Source organism: Capnocytophaga sp. oral taxon 332 str. F0381 (assembly GCF_000318275.2).
GTDB lineage: Bacteria > Bacteroidota > Bacteroidia > Flavobacteriales > Flavobacteriaceae > Capnocytophaga > Capnocytophaga bilenii.
The window spans coordinates 26,181-47,370 of record NZ_KB291261.1 but is presented as its reverse complement, the minus strand read 5'-3'; the positions used below and the strand labels follow the sequence as shown (position 1 = coordinate 47,370).

At 37.4% G+C, this 21,190-nt stretch carries 19 protein-coding genes; 18 read left to right on the top strand and 1 reads right to left on the bottom strand.

Features of this window, described 5'->3' with window-relative positions; all coding sequences use genetic code 11:
• The first annotated feature begins 8 nt into the window (after positions 1–8).
• The 15 genes from HMPREF9075_RS01520 (at position 9) to ung (ending at position 17,938) form a co-directional block, all read left to right on the top strand.
• Positions 9–890 (top strand): DUF4835 family protein, encoded by an 882-nt coding sequence (locus tag HMPREF9075_RS01520; RefSeq protein ID WP_034556509.1) that lies wholly within the window; start codon positions 9–11, stop codon positions 888–890.
• 14 nt (positions 891–904) lie between these two features.
• Positions 905–2,563: a DNA repair protein RecN gene (gene recN, locus HMPREF9075_RS01515; RefSeq protein WP_009751225.1), complete on the top strand. Its 1,659-nt coding sequence runs from the start codon at positions 905–907 to the stop codon at positions 2,561–2,563.
• 10 nt (positions 2,564–2,573) lie between these two features.
• Entirely contained in the window at positions 2,574–3,356 is a 783-nt protein-coding gene (locus HMPREF9075_RS01510; protein ID WP_009751224.1) for a formylglycine-generating enzyme family protein, read from the top strand.
• A 66-nt stretch (positions 3,357–3,422) separates the two neighbouring features.
• Complete coding sequence (locus HMPREF9075_RS01505; protein ID WP_009751223.1) at positions 3,423–5,561, top strand: S46 family peptidase; 2,139 nt, start codon at positions 3,423–3,425, stop codon at positions 5,559–5,561.
• A 172-nt stretch (positions 5,562–5,733) separates the two neighbouring features.
• On the top strand, positions 5,734–7,119 hold the full coding sequence (locus HMPREF9075_RS01500; protein WP_009751222.1) for an MATE family efflux transporter: 1,386 nt from the start codon (positions 5,734–5,736) through the stop codon (positions 7,117–7,119).
• Between the two features lie 50 nt (positions 7,120–7,169).
• A complete protein-coding gene (gene ychF / locus HMPREF9075_RS01495; RefSeq protein ID WP_009751221.1) occupies positions 7,170–8,261 on the top strand; it encodes a redox-regulated ATPase YchF in 1,092 nt (363 codons plus the stop codon).
• A 344-nt stretch (positions 8,262–8,605) separates the two neighbouring features.
• Positions 8,606–9,355: a triose-phosphate isomerase gene (gene tpiA / locus HMPREF9075_RS01490; RefSeq protein WP_009751220.1), complete on the top strand. Its 750-nt coding sequence runs from the start codon at positions 8,606–8,608 to the stop codon at positions 9,353–9,355.
• Between the two features lie 70 nt (positions 9,356–9,425).
• Positions 9,426–10,451, top strand: coding sequence for a uroporphyrinogen decarboxylase (gene hemE, locus HMPREF9075_RS01485; RefSeq protein ID WP_009751219.1), 1,026 nt, complete (start codon positions 9,426–9,428; stop codon positions 10,449–10,451).
• A 68-nt stretch (positions 10,452–10,519) separates the two neighbouring features.
• Positions 10,520–11,113: a lipoprotein signal peptidase gene (locus tag HMPREF9075_RS01480; RefSeq protein ID WP_009751218.1), complete on the top strand. Its 594-nt coding sequence runs from the start codon at positions 10,520–10,522 to the stop codon at positions 11,111–11,113.
• Positions 11,114–11,692: 579 nt separating this feature from the next.
• Positions 11,693–12,433, top strand: coding sequence for a class I SAM-dependent methyltransferase (locus HMPREF9075_RS01475; protein ID WP_009751217.1), 741 nt, complete (start codon positions 11,693–11,695; stop codon positions 12,431–12,433).
• Between the two features lie 55 nt (positions 12,434–12,488).
• Entirely contained in the window at positions 12,489–13,166 is a 678-nt protein-coding gene (locus HMPREF9075_RS01470) for a DNA alkylation repair protein (protein WP_034556529.1), read from the top strand.
• 110 nt (positions 13,167–13,276) lie between these two features.
• A complete protein-coding gene (gene purE / locus HMPREF9075_RS01465) occupies positions 13,277–13,762 on the top strand; it encodes a 5-(carboxyamino)imidazole ribonucleotide mutase (protein WP_009751215.1) in 486 nt (161 codons plus the stop codon).
• On the top strand, positions 13,755–15,305 hold the full coding sequence (gene guaA, locus HMPREF9075_RS01460) for a glutamine-hydrolyzing GMP synthase (protein WP_009751214.1): 1,551 nt from the start codon (positions 13,755–13,757) through the stop codon (positions 15,303–15,305). The genes purE and guaA overlap by 8 nt, the downstream gene beginning before the upstream one ends.
• A 27-nt stretch (positions 15,306–15,332) precedes the next feature.
• Positions 15,333–17,267, top strand: a complete 1,935-nt coding sequence (locus HMPREF9075_RS01455) for a LysM peptidoglycan-binding domain-containing protein (RefSeq protein WP_009751213.1) — start codon at positions 15,333–15,335, stop codon at positions 17,265–17,267.
• Positions 17,268–17,269: 2 nt separating this feature from the next.
• Complete coding sequence (gene ung, locus HMPREF9075_RS01450) at positions 17,270–17,938, top strand: uracil-DNA glycosylase (protein ID WP_009751212.1); 669 nt, start codon at positions 17,270–17,272, stop codon at positions 17,936–17,938.
• A gap of 3 nt (positions 17,939–17,941) precedes the next feature.
• Here the strand turns inward: ung and HMPREF9075_RS01445 are convergent, their stop codons facing one another.
• Positions 17,942–18,517, bottom strand: a complete 576-nt coding sequence (locus HMPREF9075_RS01445; RefSeq protein ID WP_034556528.1) for an alkylphosphonate utilization protein — start codon at positions 18,515–18,517, stop codon at positions 17,942–17,944.
• A gap of 131 nt (positions 18,518–18,648) precedes the next feature.
• Between HMPREF9075_RS01445 and HMPREF9075_RS01440 the strand changes: the two genes are divergently transcribed.
• From HMPREF9075_RS01440 to HMPREF9075_RS01430, 3 genes are all read left to right on the top strand, one after another.
• Positions 18,649–19,605, top strand: a complete 957-nt coding sequence (locus HMPREF9075_RS01440) for an AAA family ATPase (protein ID WP_009751210.1) — start codon at positions 18,649–18,651, stop codon at positions 19,603–19,605.
• Between the two features lie 41 nt (positions 19,606–19,646).
• Positions 19,647–20,558: a YafY family protein gene (locus HMPREF9075_RS01435; RefSeq protein ID WP_009751209.1), complete on the top strand. Its 912-nt coding sequence runs from the start codon at positions 19,647–19,649 to the stop codon at positions 20,556–20,558.
• Positions 20,559–20,968: 410 nt separating this feature from the next.
• The gene (locus HMPREF9075_RS01430) at positions 20,969–21,163 is read left to right on the top strand and encodes a hypothetical protein (protein ID WP_009751206.1); all 195 of its coding nucleotides are present in this window, start codon (positions 20,969–20,971) and stop codon (positions 21,161–21,163) included.
• The last annotated feature ends 27 nt before the right edge of the window (positions 21,164–21,190 follow it).

Genomic DNA, 21,190 nt, shown 5'->3' with positions numbered 1-21,190 from the left:
TTATTTAATTGAGAAAGATTACATTAATTTTATCATTATTGGCTACAGCTCTTGCTACTGCGCAAGAGCTGAATGCCATTGTAACAGTTAATACACAGCAGGTAAACCAAAGCAATCGTTCGGTATTTAAAACCTTAGAAAAGTCATTGCACGAGTTTATCAATCAAACGCGTTGGACAGAGCTGAAAGTAGAGGAAAATGAGCGCATTCGTTGTAATTTTACTTTGGTAATCAACAAAGTGGAAGGCAATCATTATCAGGCGACACTTTTAGTACAGTCATCACGCCCTGTGTATAACAGCAATTACCAAACGCCTATATTTAATCTACAAGATAAGGAAGTAGATTTTGATTATCAGGAGTTTGCTCCGCTTACATTTTCAGAAAATACCTTTGAGTCTAACCTTACTTCAGTAATAGCTTACTATGTGTACGTGCTTTTGGGTACTGATGCAGATACTTTTGCCTTGCAAGGAGGAAAGCCCTATTTTATAAAAGCACAACAAATAGCCAACATAGCACGTACCAACAACAATGGAGGTTGGGAAGACAACGGCAAGAGCAATCGTTTTTTGCTCATAAACGAACTTATATCGGAAAACTACGATCTTTACCACAAGGCTTATTACAATTATCACCGCTTAGGCTTGGATATGATGAGTAACAATGAGAAACAAGCCAAAGAAGAGGTAGCTGCTGCTGTAGATTTGCTCACACAAATCCCCAGTTTGCGACTTAATTCATATGCTATGATTGCATTTTTCAATGCAAAGACCGATGAAATTACAGCTATTTTTTCTTCAGGAGCTATGGTAGATACCAAAAAGCTAAAAGAGGCGGTATTTAAACTATCACCAGCACAAGTAACCAAGTGGAACAAAATAAAATAAACTAAGAAAAGTATATGCTTACAGCTTTATCTATAAAAAACTACGCCCTAATAGATGACTTAAAAGTTAATTTTGGGGAGGGATTTATTATTATCACAGGAGAAACGGGGTCGGGTAAATCGATTATGCTTGATGCACTATCGCTTATTTTAGGAAAAAGAGCCGATATGTCGGCATTGCGCAATAAGGAAGAAAAATGTGTAATAGAAGCCGAGTTTAGTGTAGATAAATACAATTTTCAGTCGCTTTACGACTCTTTAGAACTCGAGTACGACCCGCAAACCATTATAAGGCGCGAGATACTCCCTTCGGGAAAATCACGTGCTTTTGTGAATGATTCGCCCGTAACCTTAGATGTACTTTCACAATTAGGGCAAGCCTTAGTAGATATACATTCGCAACACCAAACGCTTGCCTTAAGCAACACTTCATTTCAGTTTGAAATTATAGATGCAATGGCTGATAATTACCAGCTACTTACTGACTATGCACAATTGTACAAACAACTGAAAAAAGAACAAAAAAAATTGGAAGAGCTCATTGAGTTTCAGAAAAATGCCAAAAAAGAATACGATTACAATGTACATCAGCTAAAGGAGTTTAAATCGGTAACATTAGAGTCCGGTATATTGGAAGAATTGGAAGAGAGTTATGAAGAAGCATCAAATGTAGAGGACATCAAGGCTACTGTGGAAGAGAGCTTGCAACTGCTAAACGATGAAACAATAGGAGTGCTAAACAATTTACGCGACTTGAGGCGTATATTTGCAGGGCTTACCGAATACAAACAGCAATATAGGGAACTCTACGACCGCATAGAATCGGCTTTCTTAGATTTAGAAGATGTAAATAGCGAGATTATAGATATAGATGAGAACATAGAAACCGACCCTGAAAATTTAGAACATATATCACGACAGCTAAACAAAATATACGCCCTACAAAAGAAACATAGGGTACAAACCATTGAGGAGCTTATTGCCATACGCAAAGAATTAGAAGAAGCCGTATCTAAAACAGAAACTGCTGATTTAGACTTAAGTGAACAACAAAAAGCAGTAGCTGAACAACAAGAAGCTACCCTGAAGAAAGCAACTCAGCTACACAAAAACCGAAGCAAGGTATTGCCTGCTTTAGATAAAAAACTTACTGAATATATGCACGAGCTGGGAATGCCCAACGGTAAATTTAACATACAACTCACTACAAGTAGCAATTTCTTCAGTAATGGTAATGATGAGCTTACGTTTTTATTCTCGGCAAACAAAGGCGGTGACTTTGGTCAGCTAAAGAAAGTAGCCTCTGGGGGGGAACTTTCGCGTATTATGCTGGCTGTAAAAGCTATAATGGCAGCGCATACAGCATTGCCTACAATAATGTTTGACGAAATAGACACAGGGGTATCCGGCGAAATATCACAAAAAATGGGTGATATAATGAAAACTATGAGCCAAAACCGACAAGTATTTGCAATTACACACTTGCCACAAGTGGCAGCAAAAGGAGCTTACCACTACAAAGTATTTAAAGATGATGTGAAAGGTAAGACTACTACTCATCTAAAACTCTTAAGCGAAGAGGAACGCATCGTAGAACTATCGGAAATGCTGGAAGGCAAAAATAGTGGAGCTTCGGCACGCAATCACGCAATAGAACTACTCAGAAAAGGTTGATACACAAGCAATGAAACAACACCTCTTAATATTTATTTTACTACTGAGTAGTGGCAGCATACTCTGGGGGCAGCAGCCTACCCCTATGGCAACCATTAAAGGGGGAAGTTACTTGCCGCTGTACGGCATTAAAGATCGTGATAAAACTACCAAACGCGTAAGCCTAAAATCTTTTAAGATAGATATTTACCCCGTTACAAATGCTCAGTATAAACAATTCTTAGAAAAATACCCTGAGTATAGACGGTCTCGCCTCAAAGGTATTTTTGCAGAAAAAAGTTACCTTTCGCAATGGAAAGGAGATGTAGACTTTGGAACGCTTGATGCTGAAGCTCCTGTTACTAATATTTCTTGGTTTGCTGCTAAAAAGTACTGCGAGTGCCAAGGCAAACGTTTACCTACAATGGACGAATGGGAATACGTAGCACAAGCTAATGCCACACTGATAGATGCTCGCAAAGAAAAAAGTTATCAGGAGTTTATTAGCTTATGGTTGCAAACCCCTAAAACTTACCTAAACAAGGTGGGCAGTACTCCTAAAAATTATTGGGGGGTGTATGATATGCACGGACTGGTATGGGAGTGGGTATCAGACTTTAACAGTGTATTCTTTTCGGGTGAAGGACGTAAAGATAACTTTGGTGATGATAGTTTATTTTGCGGAGGGGGTGCTTTAAACGCTACCGACCTTACTAACTATGGAGCGTTTATGCGATATTCACTTCGCGGTAGCCTAAAAGCGAACTATACAACTATCAATTTAGGTTTCAGGTGTGCAAGTAGTAATAACTGAGGTAATTTAAACATTTATAATTAAAAATTATTTTGTAACTTTGCACTTTAATAATTTATAGTATTTATGAAAAAAATTAGTATGACCCTTATGGCGATGTTGCTGCTTATCCCTGTAGCACGTGCTGATGAAGGAATGTGGTTTTTGATGTTCATAGAACGTTTAAACCAAAGGGATATGCAGAAGCTGGGCTTGCAACTAACAGCTCAAGAGATTTACAGCATCAACAATAATAGTTTGAAAGATGCTATAGTGCAATTCAATGGTGGATGTACAGCGAGTATCATATCAAAAGATGGATTGGTGCTTACCAACCACCACTGTGGCTACGGCAATATAGCTGAGCTTTCTACTCCTGAAAAGAACCACCTAAAGAATGGTTTTTGGGCACGTACTAAAGCTGAAGAACTATCACCTAAACAATCATTTGTGCGTTTCTTTGTGCGTATGGATAACGTAACCGACCGTATGCTAAAGGTGGTAACTCCAAAAATGACCGAAGAGGAACGCCAAGCGGCATTAAACCGAGAAATGGCTGCTATTCAAAAAGAAAATAGTGAAGGAGGAAAATACGTAGTTTCGGTACGTCCTTTCTTTCAAGGGAACGAATATTACTATTTTGTTTACCAAGATTTTAAAGATGTGCGCTTGGTAGGTACACCACCTGAAAGCATTGGTAAATTTGGTGGAGATACCGACAACTGGGAATGGCCACGCCAAACAGGAGATTTTTCGCTCTTCCGTGTATATACTGATAAAAATGGAAATGCTACTAATGGTTACGCAGCTGATAATATACCTATGAAGGCTAAAAAATACCTAAAAGTAAGTTTAAAAGGGGTACAAGATAAAGATTTTGCTATGATTATGGGATACCCTGGCAGAACAAACCGTTGGGAAAGCTCATTTTGGGTAGATCAGAAGGTAAAATATGCTTATCCTGCGTGGGTAGAAGGTTCTAAAACAGCAATGGATGCTATGAAGCAATTTATGGATAAAGATGATGCTATCCGCTTGCAATACGCTTCTAAATACTCAAGCATAGCTAACTATTGGAAGAACCGACAAGGAATGATAGATGCTTTGACAGCTCACAAAACAGCTGATACCAAACGAAAAGCAGAAGCTAAATTTGAGAAATGGGCAAATAAACCTGAAAACAAAGCTGAATATGGTATTGTATTAAAAACTATGGCTGATTATTTTACTAAAACAAATGATAAATCGGCTGATGAGAACTATATGATTTCTATATTGCGCTCTTCATTCTTAGCCGTGTTTCCTTCGCGTTTTATAGCGATGAAAGAAGCAGCTGAAAAAGGTAATATGCCTGCAGAAGTAGCAAAACAAAACTTAAATTCGCTTATTGCAGGATATGACGATATAAATATAGATGTAGAACAGGCTTTATTGGCAGACCTTTTGAAACTTTACGCTACCAAAAGTAAAGACGTAGCCCCTGAGGTATTGGCTATTAAGAAACAATACGGAGGAGACTTTAATAAATACGTAGATAATGCTGTGCAAACAAGCTTTTTTGGCAGTAAAAAAACGGCAGAACAAGCTACTGCTGCAAAAACTGCTGACGAACTGAAAGAAGACCCTTTATACAAACTTTCGACTGCATTGTTTGAAAAATACAATACCATTTCGCCTGAATTTAACCGTTTGGAAGATGCTTACCAAAAAGCTTTCCGCAAGTTTGTAAAAGGAATGCGTGATTCAAAAATAAGTACTATTCTTTACCCTGATGCTAATTCTACTTTGCGCCTTACTTATGGTACTGTAGTGCCTTTGGCTGCTGATAAACGCAATCCCGATGTAAGTAAGAATTTTTATACTACCTTTGGTACAATGGTAGCTAAATACAAAGCAGGAGATGCTGAATTTGATATGCCCCAACGTTTATTAGATCTTTACAAAAAGAAAGAGTTTGGAAGGTATTTGGACAAAGATGGTTCTATGCACGTAAACTTCTTAACAAATAATGATATTACAGGAGGAAACTCAGGTTCACCAGTGATGAATGGCAAAGGAGAGCTTATAGGGCTTGCTTTTGATGGTAATATAGAAGCAATGGCTGGCGATGTAATTTTTGACGAGAAATTACAACGCACTATCAATGTAGATATACGCTATGTACTTTGGGTAATAGATATTTATGCCGGAGCTAAGAATATTATTGATGAAATAGAAGTAAATTAGCGTTTGGAAGTTAGTCTTTAGTTGTTAGAACTATGCAATCTAATGACTAAAGACTAATTTTTACATAGGTTAACTAACTATAATACAATCCATTACCAAAATGTTTTACCTTTTCTTTTGATGCTACCAATAGCATTAAAATTAAAAAATTAACAATTCATAATTAGAGAAAGTGTCGTTATCAGATTATACAAAAGAATTTAAATACAATTTTAAGATAGCTTACCCTGTGATATTGGGAATGTTAGGACATACGTTGGTAGGTTTTGTAGATAATGTAATGGTGGGTAAAGTGGGTATTACCGAATTGGGTGCTGCGGCTTTGGGTAATACCGCTATTTTTATAGCGATGTCGTTTGCCATAGGTTTTTCAATAGCTACAACTTCATTGGTAGCGATGAATGACGAAGCAGGCAATAAAGATGCTGTACAATCTATACTAAACCATAGTATGCTATTAAATGTAATATTAGGTATTATCCTTTTTGTATTGATGTTCTTTGTAGAACCTGTGATGCGACTTACAGGGCAAAGTGAAAATATCGTTGCTTTGGCAGTACCTTATACTCACTTAGTAGCTTTTTCACTAATTCCTTTAGGGGTATTTACTACCTTTAAACAGTTTGCCGATGGACTTTCAATGACCAAATACGCAATGTACGTTACCTTACTAGCAAATTTAGTGAATATATTTTTCAATTACCTATTTATCTATGGGCACTGGGGTTGCCCTAAATTAGGGGTATTGGGAGCTGGTATTGGTACGCTCATTTCACGAATAGCAATGCCTATAATGCTGTATTATATGCTGAAATACTTGCCAAAGAGCAAAGCGTATGTTACGCACATCAGTTTTAAAAACATCAAGAAAACAATGCTGAAGAAAATCAGTGGGATAGGTTTTCCTACAGGATTACAAATGATTTTTGAAACAGGAGTATTTTCAGCAGCAATATGGATTAGTGGTATGCTGGGTGAGAATGAATTATCGGCGAACCAAATTGCCTTAAACTTATCTACGATGACTTTTATGGTGGCTAACGGTTTAGGGATTACAGCAATGATACGTGTAGGAAACCAATTAGGAGCTAAAAACTATGTAAATTTGCGTAGAGTAGCCTTTTCGGTATTTCTATTAGTGCTTTGTACACAAGTATTTTTTGCTATTCTTTTAGCCGTATTGCGTGAATGGCTGCCCTCATTATACTTAGAAATGGATAATATAGAAAAAGCTGCTAATAACGCCGTTGTGATAGGTGAAGCTGCCAATCTTTTGCTTATAGCTGCTATTTTCCAAATTTCGGACGGATTGCAAGTTACAGCTTTAGGAGCTTTACGAGGGGTGCAAGATGCTAAGGTGCCTATGTATATTACTTTTGTAGCTTATTGGCTTATTGCCTTTCCAATATTATATGTGCTAGGGGTACATACCTCTTTGGGCAATATCGGTATTTGGATAGGTTTATTAATAGGACTTACTGCGGCAGCTGTGTGCTTATTTTATCGTTTTAACCGCATCAGTTTAAGACTTATAAAAAACAGACATCAAATTAATTAGCCTATTTGCTAATTCAAAAATCATAACTTAAAATTCAAAATTAATTCAATATGAAAGCAGGGATTGTAGGCTTGCCAAATGTGGGCAAATCCACTCTTTTTAATTGTTTATCAAATGCTAAAGCACAAAGTGCAAATTTTCCATTTTGCACTATAGAACCAAATTTGGGGGTAGTAAATGTTCCTGACCCACGCTTGGAGATACTTGAAAATCTTGTAAAACCAGAACGAGTGTTGCCCGCTACGGTAGAAATCGTAGATATAGCAGGACTTGTGAAAGGGGCGAGCAAAGGTGAAGGATTGGGCAACCAATTTTTAGGAAATATACGTGAGTGCAACGCTATCATACACGTATTGCGCTGTTTTGAAAATGATAATATAGTGCACGTAGATGGTAGTGTGAACCCTATACGCGACAAAGAAACAATTGATATAGAACTACAACTAAAAGACCTTGAGACTGTAGAAAAACGATTGGAAAAAGTAACTCGTGCAGCTAAAGCTGGCGATAAAAAGGCAGCTAAAGAAATGGAGCTGCTAAATCGTATAAAAGAAGCCCTTTTGACAGGAGTCTCTGCACGGGCAGTACAGGTAAATGACGATGAAAAAGAGCTTTTAGAGAGTTTTCAGTTACTTACTACCAAGCCTGTACTTTATGTGTGCAATGTAGATGAGAAATCGGCTAAAGATGGGAATGCTTTTGTTGCACAAGTGAAGGAAGCTGTAAAAAACGAAGAAGCCGAAGTAATTGTACTTGCTGTGGCTACAGAGGCTGATATTACCGAATTGGAAAGCTACGAAGAACGCAAAATGTTTTTGGAAGATATAGGCTTAGAAGAGCCAGGAGCTTCTAAACTAATACGTGCTGCTTATCATTTACTGAATTTACAAACCTACTTTACAGCAGGGGTAAAAGAAGTGCGTGCTTGGACAATACACCAAGGAGATACAGCACCACAAGCCGCAGGGGTAATACACACTGATTTTGAAAAAGGGTTTATTCGTGCTGAAGTAATTGCTTATGATGACTTTGTAACCTATGGTAGCGAAGCAAAAGTAAAAGAGGCAGGAAAAATGCGTGTAGAAGGTAAGGAATACATAGTGAAAGATGGTGATATTATGCATTTCCGTTTCAATGTATAAAAAAAATCGGTAAGTGATTCACATCACTTACCGACAAAATAATTCTAAATTAAATAATCTTTATGGTTCAACTCAGTCATTCAAAGATCTTGCTTACCTTTGAATAACGGTGCAAAGATACAACAAGGTGCTTTTAGAAACAATATAAATTGATAAATTTTAGTTATACGTATTTAGATTGTTTTCTATTTTTATATATAATACACTGAAATACAAAAATATAATCTTTCTTACCAAAGATGAAATATTGAGATTTAACACTTGTTATTAAAAATTCATCATTGATAATTAAACATTATTTCGTATCTTTGCCCCAAAAGAAATAGAAACCAAAAATTCATTATATGAGAAAAAAAATTGTAGCAGGAAACTGGAAGATGAACAATGATATAAAGAAGTCATTATCATTAATTTCAGACCTATTAGGAAAACTACCTCAAACAGAAGCAGAGGTGATGATAGCCCCTACTTTCGTAAACCTTATACCATCGGTAGAAGCTGTAAAAAACAGCAAAATAGAGGTAATTGCACAAAATATGCACTTTGCTGAAAGTGGGGCTTATACAGGTGAAATATCAGCTGATATGCTTACAAGCATAGGTGTAAAAACTACCATTTTAGGACACTCAGAACGCCGTGCTTACTTTAATGAAACTGACGAGAGTTTATCAAAAAAAGTAGATACTGCACTTAAACACGGTATTCGCGTGGTGTTTTGTATTGGGGAAGAGTTGGCAGACCGTAAAGCTAACAAACACTTTGAGGTGGTGGGTAACCAAATAAAGAACGGTTTGTTTCATTTGCCAGCCGAAGCGTGGCAACACCTTGTATTGGCTTATGAGCCTGTATGGGCTATTGGTACAGGAGAAACAGCTACTCCTGAGCAAGCACAAGAAATTCACCACTTTATTCGCAAAACAATTGCAGATAAATATGGTAAAGATGTAGCTGACAATGTATCTATTCTTTATGGTGGTAGTGTGAAACCCGATAACGCTAAAGAAATCTTTGCAAAAGAAGATGTGGACGGCGGACTTATAGGGGGCGCTGCCCTTAAAGCTGATGACTTTGTGAGCATTATCAAAAGCATTTAGTTTAGTATTATTAGATGAAGGGACTGCCCAATGAGAGTTGAGCAGCCTCTTCTTTTTTATCTTATAAAAAATGTTACAGAACGATATATTTTTAAGAATCCTCAATGGTGAAATTACCGAACGCCCTGCTGTGTGGATGATGCGACAAGCAGGACGCTATTTACCCGAATTTAGGGCATTACGTGATAAATACGATTTCTTTACACGATGCAAAACCCCTGAATTAGCAGCAGAAATTACTGTACAGCCCGTAGACATTGTGGGGGTAGATGCTGCTATCTTATTTTCAGATATACTTGTAGTACCCCAAGCTATGAATATAACTGTTGAGATGAAAGCAGGTGTGGGACCTGTAATTCCTAACCCTATACGCACTATCCAAGACCTTAACAATGTAATTATCCCCAATATAGAAGAGCGCTTGGGCTATGTAATGGACGCTATAAAACTTACTAAGGAACTTTTGAACCATAGAGTACCTCTTATAGGTTTTGCAGGAGCTCCTTGGACGATATTTTGTTATGCTGTTGAAGGGTCGGGGTCACGAGACTACAGTAAAGCTAAAGAACTATGTTTTACTAATGCTGCTGTAGCGCATCAATTTTTACAAAAAATCACAGATACAACAATTGCTTACCTAAAAGAGAAAGTAAAGGCTGGAGTGGATGCTGTACAGCTATTTGACAGTTGGGGAGGGGTTCTTTCTCCTGAAGATTATAGTAGCTTTTCACTTCCTTACATCAAGCAGATTGTAGAAGCTCTTGCCCCTATTACTAAAGTAATTGTTTTTGCTAAAGGCTGTTGGTATGCCTTGCCTGAAATGGCTGCTACTAATGCTGCCGCTTTGGGTATCGATTGGACTTGCTCTGCTGCCAAAGCACGCCAACTGACAGGGGGCAAAAAGGTGCTACAAGGTAATTTAGACCCTTCTTTTTTGCTGTCTTCTCCTGCAGATATTAAACAAAAAGTACAACAAATGATTCGTGATTTTGGCAGTGCTCATTATATTGCCAATCTAGGTCACGGCATCTTACCCAATGTGCCTGTAGCTAATGCACAAGCCTTTGTAAATGCTGTAAAAGAATATCATTCTTAAAAAACTCGTATCATAGGGTGCAGATATCAATAAAAATTGTATTTTTGCACCCACTTATTAAAACTATAATGAAATCAAAATATGCTTTCCTTATTATCCTATTGGTACTTATTATAGATCAATGGAGTAAAATATATATAAAAACTCACTTTATATTGAATGAAGCAGTAAGAGTATTTAGCTGGTTTCAAATCTATTTTGTAGAAAATGAAGGAGCTGCTTGGGGTACTAAAATACCTGGTGAATATGGCAAGCTTCTATTGACCCTTTTCCGTATTATAGCTGTAATAGGTATTGGGTATTGGTTGATAACAGCCACTAAAAAACAACAGCCTAAAGTGCTTATTGTCTCTATTTCACTGATTTTAGCAGGTGCATTAGGAAATATTATCGACTCGGTTTTCTATGGTATACTATTCAACCATAGTTATGGACAGATAGCCACCCTATTTTCTAACGAACCCTATGGAACGCTATTACACGGTAAAGTTGTAGATATGTTCTACTTTCCTTTAATAGATACCACACTACCCAATTGGGTACCTATATGGGGGGGCGAACGTTTTCGTTTCTTTGAGCCTGTTTTCAATGTAGCTGATTCGGCTATTTGTATAGCTGTAGGGCTAATGATTATTTTCCACAAGAAAGTATTTAAAAGTTAGTATTTTTCATTTCTACATACAGAGGCTGTCCGAAAAGTTTTGTTTTGTGAGGGCGATTGGCAAATCACCCTCACAATGTGAATAAAAGTGATTGATTATCAGAGCAATTAACTTTGTCAAACTTTCAAAGTTTGACAAAGTGTGTATTAACATCCCCCCTTCCCCCCTTCAAAGGGGGGAGATGCCGAAGTAGTACTACTAAAGACTTTTCGGACAGCTCCTTTTTTATTGTCTATACTTCCTTTCCACAATTCACATAATACTAATTTCAAATTAGCAAATTAGCAAATTAGCAGATTAGCAAATTAGCAAATTAGCAAATTTGTTAATCTGCCAATTATCCCCTATCTTTGCCTCTATTATCATTTTATTAGTTGGTATGGTGGGAATAGAAGCCCACTTGTGGGACGATCAAGAATATTTTGCTATCATCAAAGGATATTACAACCTTGAAGAGCAATTCCCTAAGTTTGTATTTCACTATTTTAGCTGTTAAATCATTAACCACGCATCTTACCACTCACATAAAAAAGCAAATTTTTGAGCAACTCTCTCAAAAAATTAAAAAATATAAATGTAATGAAAGATATATCTAAAATATTAAAATCTGATATAAAAATAGAAGACGTAAAACAAGAAAATGGTATTTTTTGCTGTATGAATGACCATTTTGTAAGTGGAGACAATCAAAAGTATATGAAAATGTATGATTGGATGTCTTTTTTCTATGATTTTGGAGAAAAATGGATAGGAAAACTCAAATATGGCAATGCTATTGACCATTTGCGTACGGAATTGATGCATCGTTTGGAATGGAAAAATAACATTTCAGTACTTTATGTTTCTATAGGTACAGGGGCAGACTTGCGTTATATACCACAAGGAATAGACCTGAAAACGATAGAGCTTATAGGGGCTGACATCTCAATGGGAATGCTCAAAAAATGCAAAAGAGAGTGGCAAAAACAAACAAATCTTACGCTTGTACAATGTCCTGCCGAAGAATTACCTTTTGCCGATAATACTTTTGATATTGTATTTCACAACGGAGGTATCAATTTTTTCAACGATAAAGCACTTGCCATAAGCGAAATGCTCAGAGTTGCAAAAATAGGGAGCAAACTTCTTATTGCTGATGAAACTGCTGATTTTGTGGAGACCCAATACAAAAAAAGCCTCTTCTCCAAATCCTATTTTAAAGACAAAACAGTAGATTTGAATGCTATAGAACAATGTATTCCTACTTCAGTAACAGAAAAGAAAACAGAATTGTTCTGGGATAATAAATTTTATAGTATTACTTTTAGAAAACCTATTTAAGCGTGATGTAATGGAGTATTCTCCTTTTTCAAAGTATAAAAACAAAGTAAGATTTATGATAACACAAAAACTAATAGCCTTAGCCGATGTTCCTTATCGCGATTTCACGGCTGCTCTTATCCCTACGATTGATAAATCACGTATTATAGGGGTACGCACCCCTGCTATACGCACATTGGCTAAAGATTTGCTAAAAAACGAATCTGAAAAAGCAATAACTTTCTTAGAAAAACTGCCGCATTATTACTACGAAGAAAACAATTTGCACGCTTTTATAATAGCAGAACTAAAAGATTTTGAGCAGGTAATGAAGTATACCGAACGCTTTTTGCCTTATATTGATAATTGGGCTACTTGCGATACATTTGCCCCTAAAATCTTTCTGAAATACCCCAAAGAGACACTCACCTATGTACAGAAATGGTTGGCAAGCACTGATACTTACACAGTGCGCTATGGTATAGGGATATTGCTATCTAACTATTTAGACACACACTTCAACCCAATACACCTGCAATGGGTTACAGCTATTCAATCGGACGAATATTATATCAATATGATGATAGCGTGGTACTTAGCAACGGCTTTAGCCAAACAATACGAGGCTACCTTACCTTATTTGACATCTAAAACGCTGAAGCCTTTTATCCAAAATAAAACGATACAAAAAGCACGCGAAAGCAGACGTATTGCTCCCGAAATAAAAGATTATCTAAAAACGTTACGCAAGTAATAGAACACATTAATTGGGGGAGTCCCTCCCCTACTCCAAAAAAATTAACGAAAAAAACTTGCTACTTTCAGTAGAATCATTTATTTTTGCACCAAATTTAACATACTCTAATGAAAGTAGCTATAGTGATGGGTAGCCAAAGCGACCTTCCGGTGATGCAACAGGCTATAGACATCTTAAAGACATTTGGTATAGAAACCGTTGTGGACATTGTTTCGGCACATCGTACCCCCGAAAAGCTTACAGATTTTAGTACAAACGCACATAAGCGTGGAATAAACGTAATTATAGCAGGTGCTGGAGGTGCAGCCCACTTGCCAGGTATGGTAGCCGCTATGTCGCCTTTGCCAGTAATAGGAGTACCCATTAAAAGCTCAAACTCTATTGATGGCTGGGATTCTGTGCTCTCTATCTTGCAAATGCCCGCAGGAGTGCCTGTAGCCACTGTAGCCCTCAACGGGGCTAAAAATGCAGGTATCTTGGCTGCGCAAATATTAGCAAGCCAACAAGCTTCATTATTACAAAAAATATTAGATTACAAAGATAGTTTAAAACAAGCCGTACTCACTGCTGCGGCTGCTCTCAAAAATGAATAAAGATACTTTTCAGGGCTCTCGCCTATTGATTTTAGACTTTGGGTCGCAATACACCCAGCTCATAGCACGCCGTGTGCGCGAACTTAACGTTTATTGTGAAATACACCCTTATAACCATTTGCCTGAGAACATCAGTAGCTTTTCGGCAGTGATACTTTCCGGCTCACCTTATTCAGTGCGCAGTGCTGAAGCTTTACACCCCGATTTAAATGCTTTAAAAGGTAAAATGCCACTTTTGGCGGTATGCTATGGGGCACAATATTTAGCACACTTTGGAGGTGGAGAAGTAGCACCCTCTAACATACGCGAATATGGGCGTGCACAGCTATCTTACATCAAAAAAACTGACGATCCTCTGTTTGAAGATATTAGTGAAGGTAGCCAAGTGTGGATGAGCCATAGCGACACTATTAAGCAACTACCTACCAATGCGGTTTGCTTAGCAAGCACCGCCGATGTTGCTAATGCTGCTTATCGCATTGAAGGTGAAGACACTTATGCTATTCAGTTTCACCCTGAAGTTACTCACTCTACCGATGGTGTAAAACTATTGAGCAACTTCCTCTTCAAGATTGCTAAATTAACTCCTAATTGGACATCTGCCAACTTTGTAGATATGACCGTAGCCCAGCTAAAGGAACAAATAGGCAACGATAAAGTAGTTTTAGGTTTATCAGGTGGTGTAGATTCTACCGTGGCAGCAGTGTTATTACATAAGGCTATTGGGAAACAACTACATTGTATTTTTGTAAATAACGGCTTATTGCGAAAAAACGAGTTCCAAAACGTACTAAAGCAGTATGAGGGTATGGGCTTAAACGTGAAAGGTGTAGATGCAAGTGAACGCTTTTTAACAGCCTTAGCAGGGAAAACAGACCCTGAAGAAAAACGAAAGACCATAGGGCGTGTATTTATTGAAGTATTTGATGATGAAGCACATAAAATAGCTGATGTGAAATGGTTGGGACAAGGCACTATTTATCCTGATGTGATTGAGTCGCTATCGGTGAAAGGTCCTTCAGCAACTATTAAATCGCACCATAATGTGGGTGGCTTACCTGACTATATGAAACTGAAAATTGTAGAGCCTTTGCGAATGCTCTTCAAAGATGAAGTACGCCGTGTAGGACGCAGTATGGGCATTAGCGATGAACTATTAGGGCGACACCCTTTCCCAGGTCCTGGTTTAGCTATCCGTATTTTGGGGGACATTACAGCTGAAAAGGTAGCTGTATTGCAAGAAGTAGATGCTATTTTTATCAATGCACTAAAAGAACATCAGCTATATGATAAAGTATGGCAAGCTGGGGCTATTTTACTACCTATTAATAGTGTGGGGGTAATGGGAGACGAACGTACTTATGAGCGTGTAGTTGCCTTGCGTGCTGTAGAAAGCGTAGACGGAATGACTGCCGACTGGGTAGATTTGCCTTATAAGTTCTTGCAAAAAGTATCAAACGACATTATTAATAAGGTAAAAGGCGTAAACCGTGTGGTGTATGATATCAGTAGCAAACCACCTGCAACAATTGAATGGGAATAATAAGCATCAAACTAAAAACGAAACTATATGAAAAAATTTTTATCACTAACCACCTTATTATGTTTTGTTGCAGTAGGCGCACAAACAAAGCACACTGCAAGTAATTACGAAAGCATTGAAAGCATTGCCAAAACGTATCGCTTTTCACCTTCTGATATACTAAAACTGAACCCAGGTGTAAAAGAAGGGATTGCTAAAGGCGTGAGTATCAACATTCCTGTAAGCGATGTAAAACACTATAATACTGAACGCCCCGTAGGCTTTGATTCCTATATAGTACAACCCAAAGAGACATCTTTTAGTATTGCTCAAAAAAAAGGTATCTCAGTAGATGATTTGAAGCGCTACAACCTTGAATTGTACAAACGCGATATTTACGAAAATGAGCGTATCACTATCCCTATCTTTAAGCGAGCTCAAGATATGGTGAAAAAAGGTGTAGAGGGTTACAAACGCTATGTGGTAAAACCTCAAGAAACACTTTGGAAAATAGCGAAAAACCACAATGTGAATGTAGAGGATTTAGAGCGTATCAATAAAAAAGAAAAAAACTTCAACCCCGACCAATTGCGTGAGGGACAGGAAATATGGATACCTGCTTCAGCAGTAGATAGTTCGGTACCCAACACTAATAGTAGCTATGTAGCACCTGCGAGCAATAATAGCACAGGAGGTATGGTTACTTATATCATTGAAAAAGGGGAAGGTTTTTTTAGTTTAGAACGCAAATTTGGGTTATCTGAAAACGAACTTATCAAACTAAATCCTTCACTTAAAAGCGGATTGAAAAGCGAGATGCAAATAAATATCCCTAAAGAGAATTACGATCGTTATGTAGCGAGCTCTTTTGGTACTTATAACTTTGAGGATTCTAATAGTGCTCTACGCTCTTCATCTCATCCTTCTAATGTAAAAGAAATCTCATTTGTATTACCTTTCAAGGTGGAGGGTGGAAGCAACAAAACTACTGATTTGCGCAGCCTCCTTACCGATAACAAAGTAACGCCTATAGCTACTGATTTTTATTCAGGAGCACTTATCGCTTTGGACTCATTGCAAAAAATGGGCTATAAGTTTAAAGTAAACGTTTTTGATAGTGAAGGTGACATAAAAAAGATTATTAATAATGCTAATTTTAAGAGTTCGCAAGTAGTAATAGGGCCTTTTGCAACCAAAACATTCAATAGCTTAGCTTCGGCAGTGGGTGGTGGTAGCAACACTGCTTTGTTAGCTCCTTTATCTAACAAAAATGTATTATTAAACCCCAATGTATATCAAACATTGCCATCAGATGACGCACAGCAAGCTCAAATGCTTAGTTATTTAGCTAAAAACTATTCTGATGAAAATATGATTCTTTTAGCAGATAGCAAAAATGCTGCTTTACGCGAAAAAATGGAGCGTTTATTCCCTAATGCTAAAGTAGTAACTGAAATGTCTGCTAATGGTTTTGCCAATGCACTGAATTACGGCAAAGAAAATGTAGTGATTTTACAATCTAACAACATAGGCTATGTATCTATGGCAGTACGTTTATTGCACGGAGCTTTGAAATCTAAAAAGAACAACGTTTCTCCGAAAATAGTACTTGCTACAGTTGATAGAGGCTCTGTATTTGATTCGAGCAGTCTTTCTAACAACCAGCTTTCCGACCTTCACTTTACTTACCCTACCATAAATAAATACAGCAATGGTAGTGATACATTCTCTGTACGTTACCTAAAAACTTATGGTGTGTTGCCCAACAAATATGCCGTACGAGGCTTTGACCTTACTATGGACGCTGTACTACGTTTGGGAGTAGCTGGTAACCTGACAAATAACAATAATACCATAGGGGAAACCTCGTTTTTAGAAAACAAATTTGCCTATAGCAAGAATAGCCTAAAAGGTGGAGGTTATGAAAACCAAGGTATTTATATTGTGCAATACGACAATATGGAAGTAAAAGAAGTAAAATAATTATGGAAGTACGTATAGACCCCAGCTGGAAAGCCGTATTACAAAACGAATTTGACAAGCCTTATTTTGCTACGCTCACAGCGTTCGTAAAAGAAGAATATAAAAAAAATATTTGTTACCCAAAAGGGCAACAAATATTTTCTGCTTTTAACCATTGTCCACTCCCCAAAGTAAAAGTAGTACTTTTAGGGCAAGACCCCTATCACGGAGCAGGACAAGCTAATGGGCTTTGTTTCTCGGTAAATGATGGGATAGCTCACCCTCCTTCATTGGTGAATATCTTTAAAGAAATAAGCGATGATGTAGCTTTGCCATACCCTATTAGCGGTAATTTGGAGCGCTGGGCTACCCAAGGTGTGCTGTTACTCAACGCTACCCTCACTGTTCGTGCTAATGAGGCAGGAAGCCACCAGCATCAGGGGTGGGAAACTTTTACTGATAATGTTATAAAAACCGTATCTGACAACTGTGAACACGTAGTATTTATGTTATGGGGAAGCTTTGCTAAAAAGAAAACAACCCTCATAGATAGTACTAAGCATTGTATCCTTACTTCAGGACACCCTTCACCCTTGAGTGCCAACAGAGGCTATTGGTTTGGCAACAAACACTTTAGCAAAGCCAATGACTACTTGAGCAGTGTAGGCAAAACAGTTATCAATTGGGCATAAAGGTTAATTAGCCTTTTTTACATACTGGGTAAGTATCACAATTTGTTGCCCCTCTACTTTCCCCTCGATATATTGCGCATTTTCGGGGTCTAACGCAATCTTACGCACTACCGTACCTTGCTTGGCAGTCATACTACTACCTTTTACTTTTAGGTCTTTGATAAGTACCACATTATCACCATTGGCAAGTGCTGCCCCATTACTATCTTTGTGAATAACCTTTTCACTCTCCTCTAAATGGTCGTCGGATGCTTTTGCAAAAGTTAATTCCTCATCGTCTAAATACATCATATTGAGCAAATCAAGAGACCAACCTTCACTTTTCAAGCGGTTGAGCAAACGCCACGCCATTACTTTTACAGGACGATGCTCACTCCACATACTATCATTTAGACAACGCCAATGGTTGGAATCCATAGTTTCGGGGTGCTGTATTTGGTTAAGACAAGTATCACACACCAAGATAGCGTTATCTACACTATCCCCTTTAGTAGGTGGTACCCCGTAAACACTTAGGTTTGCCGTAGCATTACAAAGTTCGCAATGATTATTGCTTCGTTTTTTCAGTTCTTGTAATATATCCATTTTAATTATTAGTTTGGGCGCAAAGTTACAAAAAATCATAGAAATATAGCAGAAAAAAAACTAAGTGACACTTTTTGGCGTTTTGCTACTGTATCTTTGCCCCGTGAAACTAAAAACTAATAAAAATGGTATACTTAGAAACTTTTTATTTCCCTTCAGTAGAAAAAGAGGAAGAAAAAATACAAGAAATCATAGAGAATAAGGAACAAAAGCCTGCTATTAACTACATTGCTGAAAAAGTTTATCCGTTTAGTCTTCTTACCCATCGCCTTACCTGCTTAGATTTTGAACCTATTACTATTCTCTATGGGGGTAATGGTTCGGGTAAGTCTACAATTTTAAATGTAATTTCAAACAAATTGCATATTTCAAGAGAGGCTCCTTATAATTCGTCTTATTTAATGGAAAAATACGTAAAAATGTGTTCTTTCAAAACTGATTTGCGTTATACAGGCGAAGAATTTGACTTCTTGAAAATGCGCAACAGCAAGTATGATATTGCAGAAATCAGCAAGGTGATTACCAGCGATGATATATTCAAGAAAATGATAGAGAAACGCCTTAAAGACGAGCAAAAACGTTTTAAGAGCGAGATGCTTATAGCAAAAAAGACGAAGCAAAAAAAAGATTGTATTATGCCTAAGTCTATCAATTTGGAAGATAGGAGAAGTGTAGAAGAATTTAATGATTTTTACACTATGAGGGAGAGCAGTTATACCCAATACCTCAAAAAAACGATAGGCGAAGTAGAACCTTTATATTCTAATGGCGAAACAGGGCTTTTGTACCTTATAGAGCAGATAGCCGACCCAGGGTTGTACTTATTAGACGAACCAGAGAACAGTATGTCGTGCGAAACCCAATTAAAGTTAGTAGAGTTTATTGAGCTTTCAGCACGTGCTTATAATACCCAGTTTATTATTGCAACACATTCGCCTTTTTTGCTTTCTATTCCCAATGCCAAAATATACAATCTCGATACCAGCCCTGTAAGTTTATCTAAATGGTGGGAACTTGAGAATATGAAACATTATTTTGAACTTTTTAATAAATACCAAACTGAATTTCAAAAATCATTATAAATAACTTCACTGCCCGTAGGGTTCATAATAAATTTAACATTATGGCAAATAAAAAAAGTAGAAGAATTCAATACCTATTAGAATACCTTAAAAACAAAGGTGAAAGAGGAGCCTCTTTTGAAGAGATAAAGAATTATGTAAAAAGACGTTTTAAGCCTGAAGATGAATTTCAAGAATACAGCGAACGCAGTTTTTTACGTGATAAAAAAGACCTTTACGATGAGCGTGAAATAACCATTAATTATAACCGCGCTGACAATGTTTATACCATCAATTGGGAAACCGTAGATGAATACCAATTGCAGCTAATGGAACACGATTGGCTAATGGAAGCCTTGCGACAAAGTACCTATAATCGTCAGTTTATACACTTTGAAAAACGCCCTGCACGCGGACTGAATCACCTACACGGACTTATCTATGCTATTGAGAACCACCTCCGGCTTCGTTTCAGCTATCATAAGTTCCGCGAAAACACTCATACCCCACACATTGTGCAGCCCTATGCCCTAAAAGAGTTTGATTATCACTGGTATTTGTTGGGGCGTGATGTGGTTAATAATACCGAAGAAACTGCTATAAGGGTTTTTGCTGTAGATCGCATTAGTGATTTGGATATTCTGAAAAAGAAATTTACTCCTACGCCATTTGATGTGGAAAAGCATTTCAAAAATGCTTTTGGAGTGATAGCCCTACCCGATGCCCCTGAAGATATAGTGTTGCGTTTTGACCGTCATCAAGGTAATTATATCAAGGTGCGACCTTTGCACCACAGCCAACAGATAGTGAGTGATAATGATGAAGCATTGGTAGTACGTTTACATCTTACCCCTTCCTACGATTTTGATTTGAAACTATTATCACTTGGCAACCGCGTGCAAGTGCTTGAACCACAGTGGTATCGCGAACATATTATAATGAGAATCAAGCAAGCGTTGGATAATTATAGTTAGCAAGCTAACAATCCTAAAAAAAAGACTGTTAAAAAAATTGGAAAATATTTTGTATTTGTGAAAAAAAATATTAATTTTGCGCCATAAAGAAAAAGATAACAGCGTTTCGCTTTACATTTTCCGCATACTCGAGAATACGACCAATTTTTTCAAAATGCTAAAGGAAAGTGAAGTGGAAATGCCTACGTTTTACAAGCGTGGGCATTCCTTTTGCATTTAGCATTAGCCTTTGGTCGGGCTTCGAGTATAAGCAAAGAGGAATGGCTCACGCTTTTTTTAAATACCAAAAAAAGATAAAAAAAAATTTAACGACCATTTTTTGGCGTAGTCATACCTTACCTTTGCCACCGAAATAAAAAATAATTAAATATGAGTACAGAAGTTCAAAACAACCACACAAGTGAATAGGTATGGGCTGGGTAGATGATTTTTTTGTAGCTACCATAGGTGGGCTGAACCTTTTGCAAGGCTACGCTGCCGATAGTAGCCGAGGTCTTGCAGGTATTTTAAAGATGATAAAATGGGCAGTTATCATCTTAGGGGTCATCTGTATCCTTTTAGTAGTGCTATTAGGAGCCTTGATCGTAAAACTATTTACAAATTAATAAAATGTTTTATGAATAGAAGTGTTA

Excerpts from the sequence above, each read along its gene's own strand:
- HMPREF9075_RS01505 (WP_009751223.1), top strand. The coding sequence starts at position 3,423 with ATGAAAAAAATTAGTATGACCCTTATGGCGATGTTGCTGCTTATCCCT.
- recN (WP_009751225.1), top strand. The coding sequence starts at position 905 with ATGCTTACAGCTTTATCTATAAAAAACTACGCCCTAATAGATGACTTA.
- ung (WP_009751212.1), top strand. The coding sequence starts at position 17,270 with ATGGAAGTACGTATAGACCCCAGCTGGAAAGCCGTATTACAAAACGAA.
- tpiA (WP_009751220.1), top strand. The coding sequence starts at position 8,606 with ATGAGAAAAAAAATTGTAGCAGGAAACTGGAAGATGAACAATGATATA.
- HMPREF9075_RS01440 (WP_009751210.1), top strand. The coding sequence starts at position 18,649 with ATGGTATACTTAGAAACTTTTTATTTCCCTTCAGTAGAAAAAGAGGAA.
- HMPREF9075_RS01435 (WP_009751209.1), top strand. The coding sequence starts at position 19,647 with ATGGCAAATAAAAAAAGTAGAAGAATTCAATACCTATTAGAATACCTT.
- HMPREF9075_RS01470 (WP_034556529.1), top strand. The coding sequence starts at position 12,489 with ATGATAACACAAAAACTAATAGCCTTAGCCGATGTTCCTTATCGCGAT.
- HMPREF9075_RS01510 (WP_009751224.1), top strand. The coding sequence starts at position 2,574 with ATGAAACAACACCTCTTAATATTTATTTTACTACTGAGTAGTGGCAGC.
- HMPREF9075_RS01430 (WP_009751206.1), top strand. The coding sequence starts at position 20,969 with ATGGGCTGGGTAGATGATTTTTTTGTAGCTACCATAGGTGGGCTGAAC.
- hemE (WP_009751219.1), top strand. The coding sequence starts at position 9,426 with ATGTTACAGAACGATATATTTTTAAGAATCCTCAATGGTGAAATTACC.
- purE (WP_009751215.1), top strand. The coding sequence starts at position 13,277 with ATGAAAGTAGCTATAGTGATGGGTAGCCAAAGCGACCTTCCGGTGATG.
- ychF (WP_009751221.1), top strand. The coding sequence starts at position 7,170 with ATGAAAGCAGGGATTGTAGGCTTGCCAAATGTGGGCAAATCCACTCTT.
- HMPREF9075_RS01455 (WP_009751213.1), top strand. The coding sequence starts at position 15,333 with ATGAAAAAATTTTTATCACTAACCACCTTATTATGTTTTGTTGCAGTA.
- guaA (WP_009751214.1), top strand. The coding sequence starts at position 13,755 with ATGAATAAAGATACTTTTCAGGGCTCTCGCCTATTGATTTTAGACTTT.
- HMPREF9075_RS01480 (WP_009751218.1), top strand. The coding sequence starts at position 10,520 with ATGAAATCAAAATATGCTTTCCTTATTATCCTATTGGTACTTATTATA.
- HMPREF9075_RS01475 (WP_009751217.1), top strand. The coding sequence starts at position 11,693 with ATGAAAGATATATCTAAAATATTAAAATCTGATATAAAAATAGAAGAC.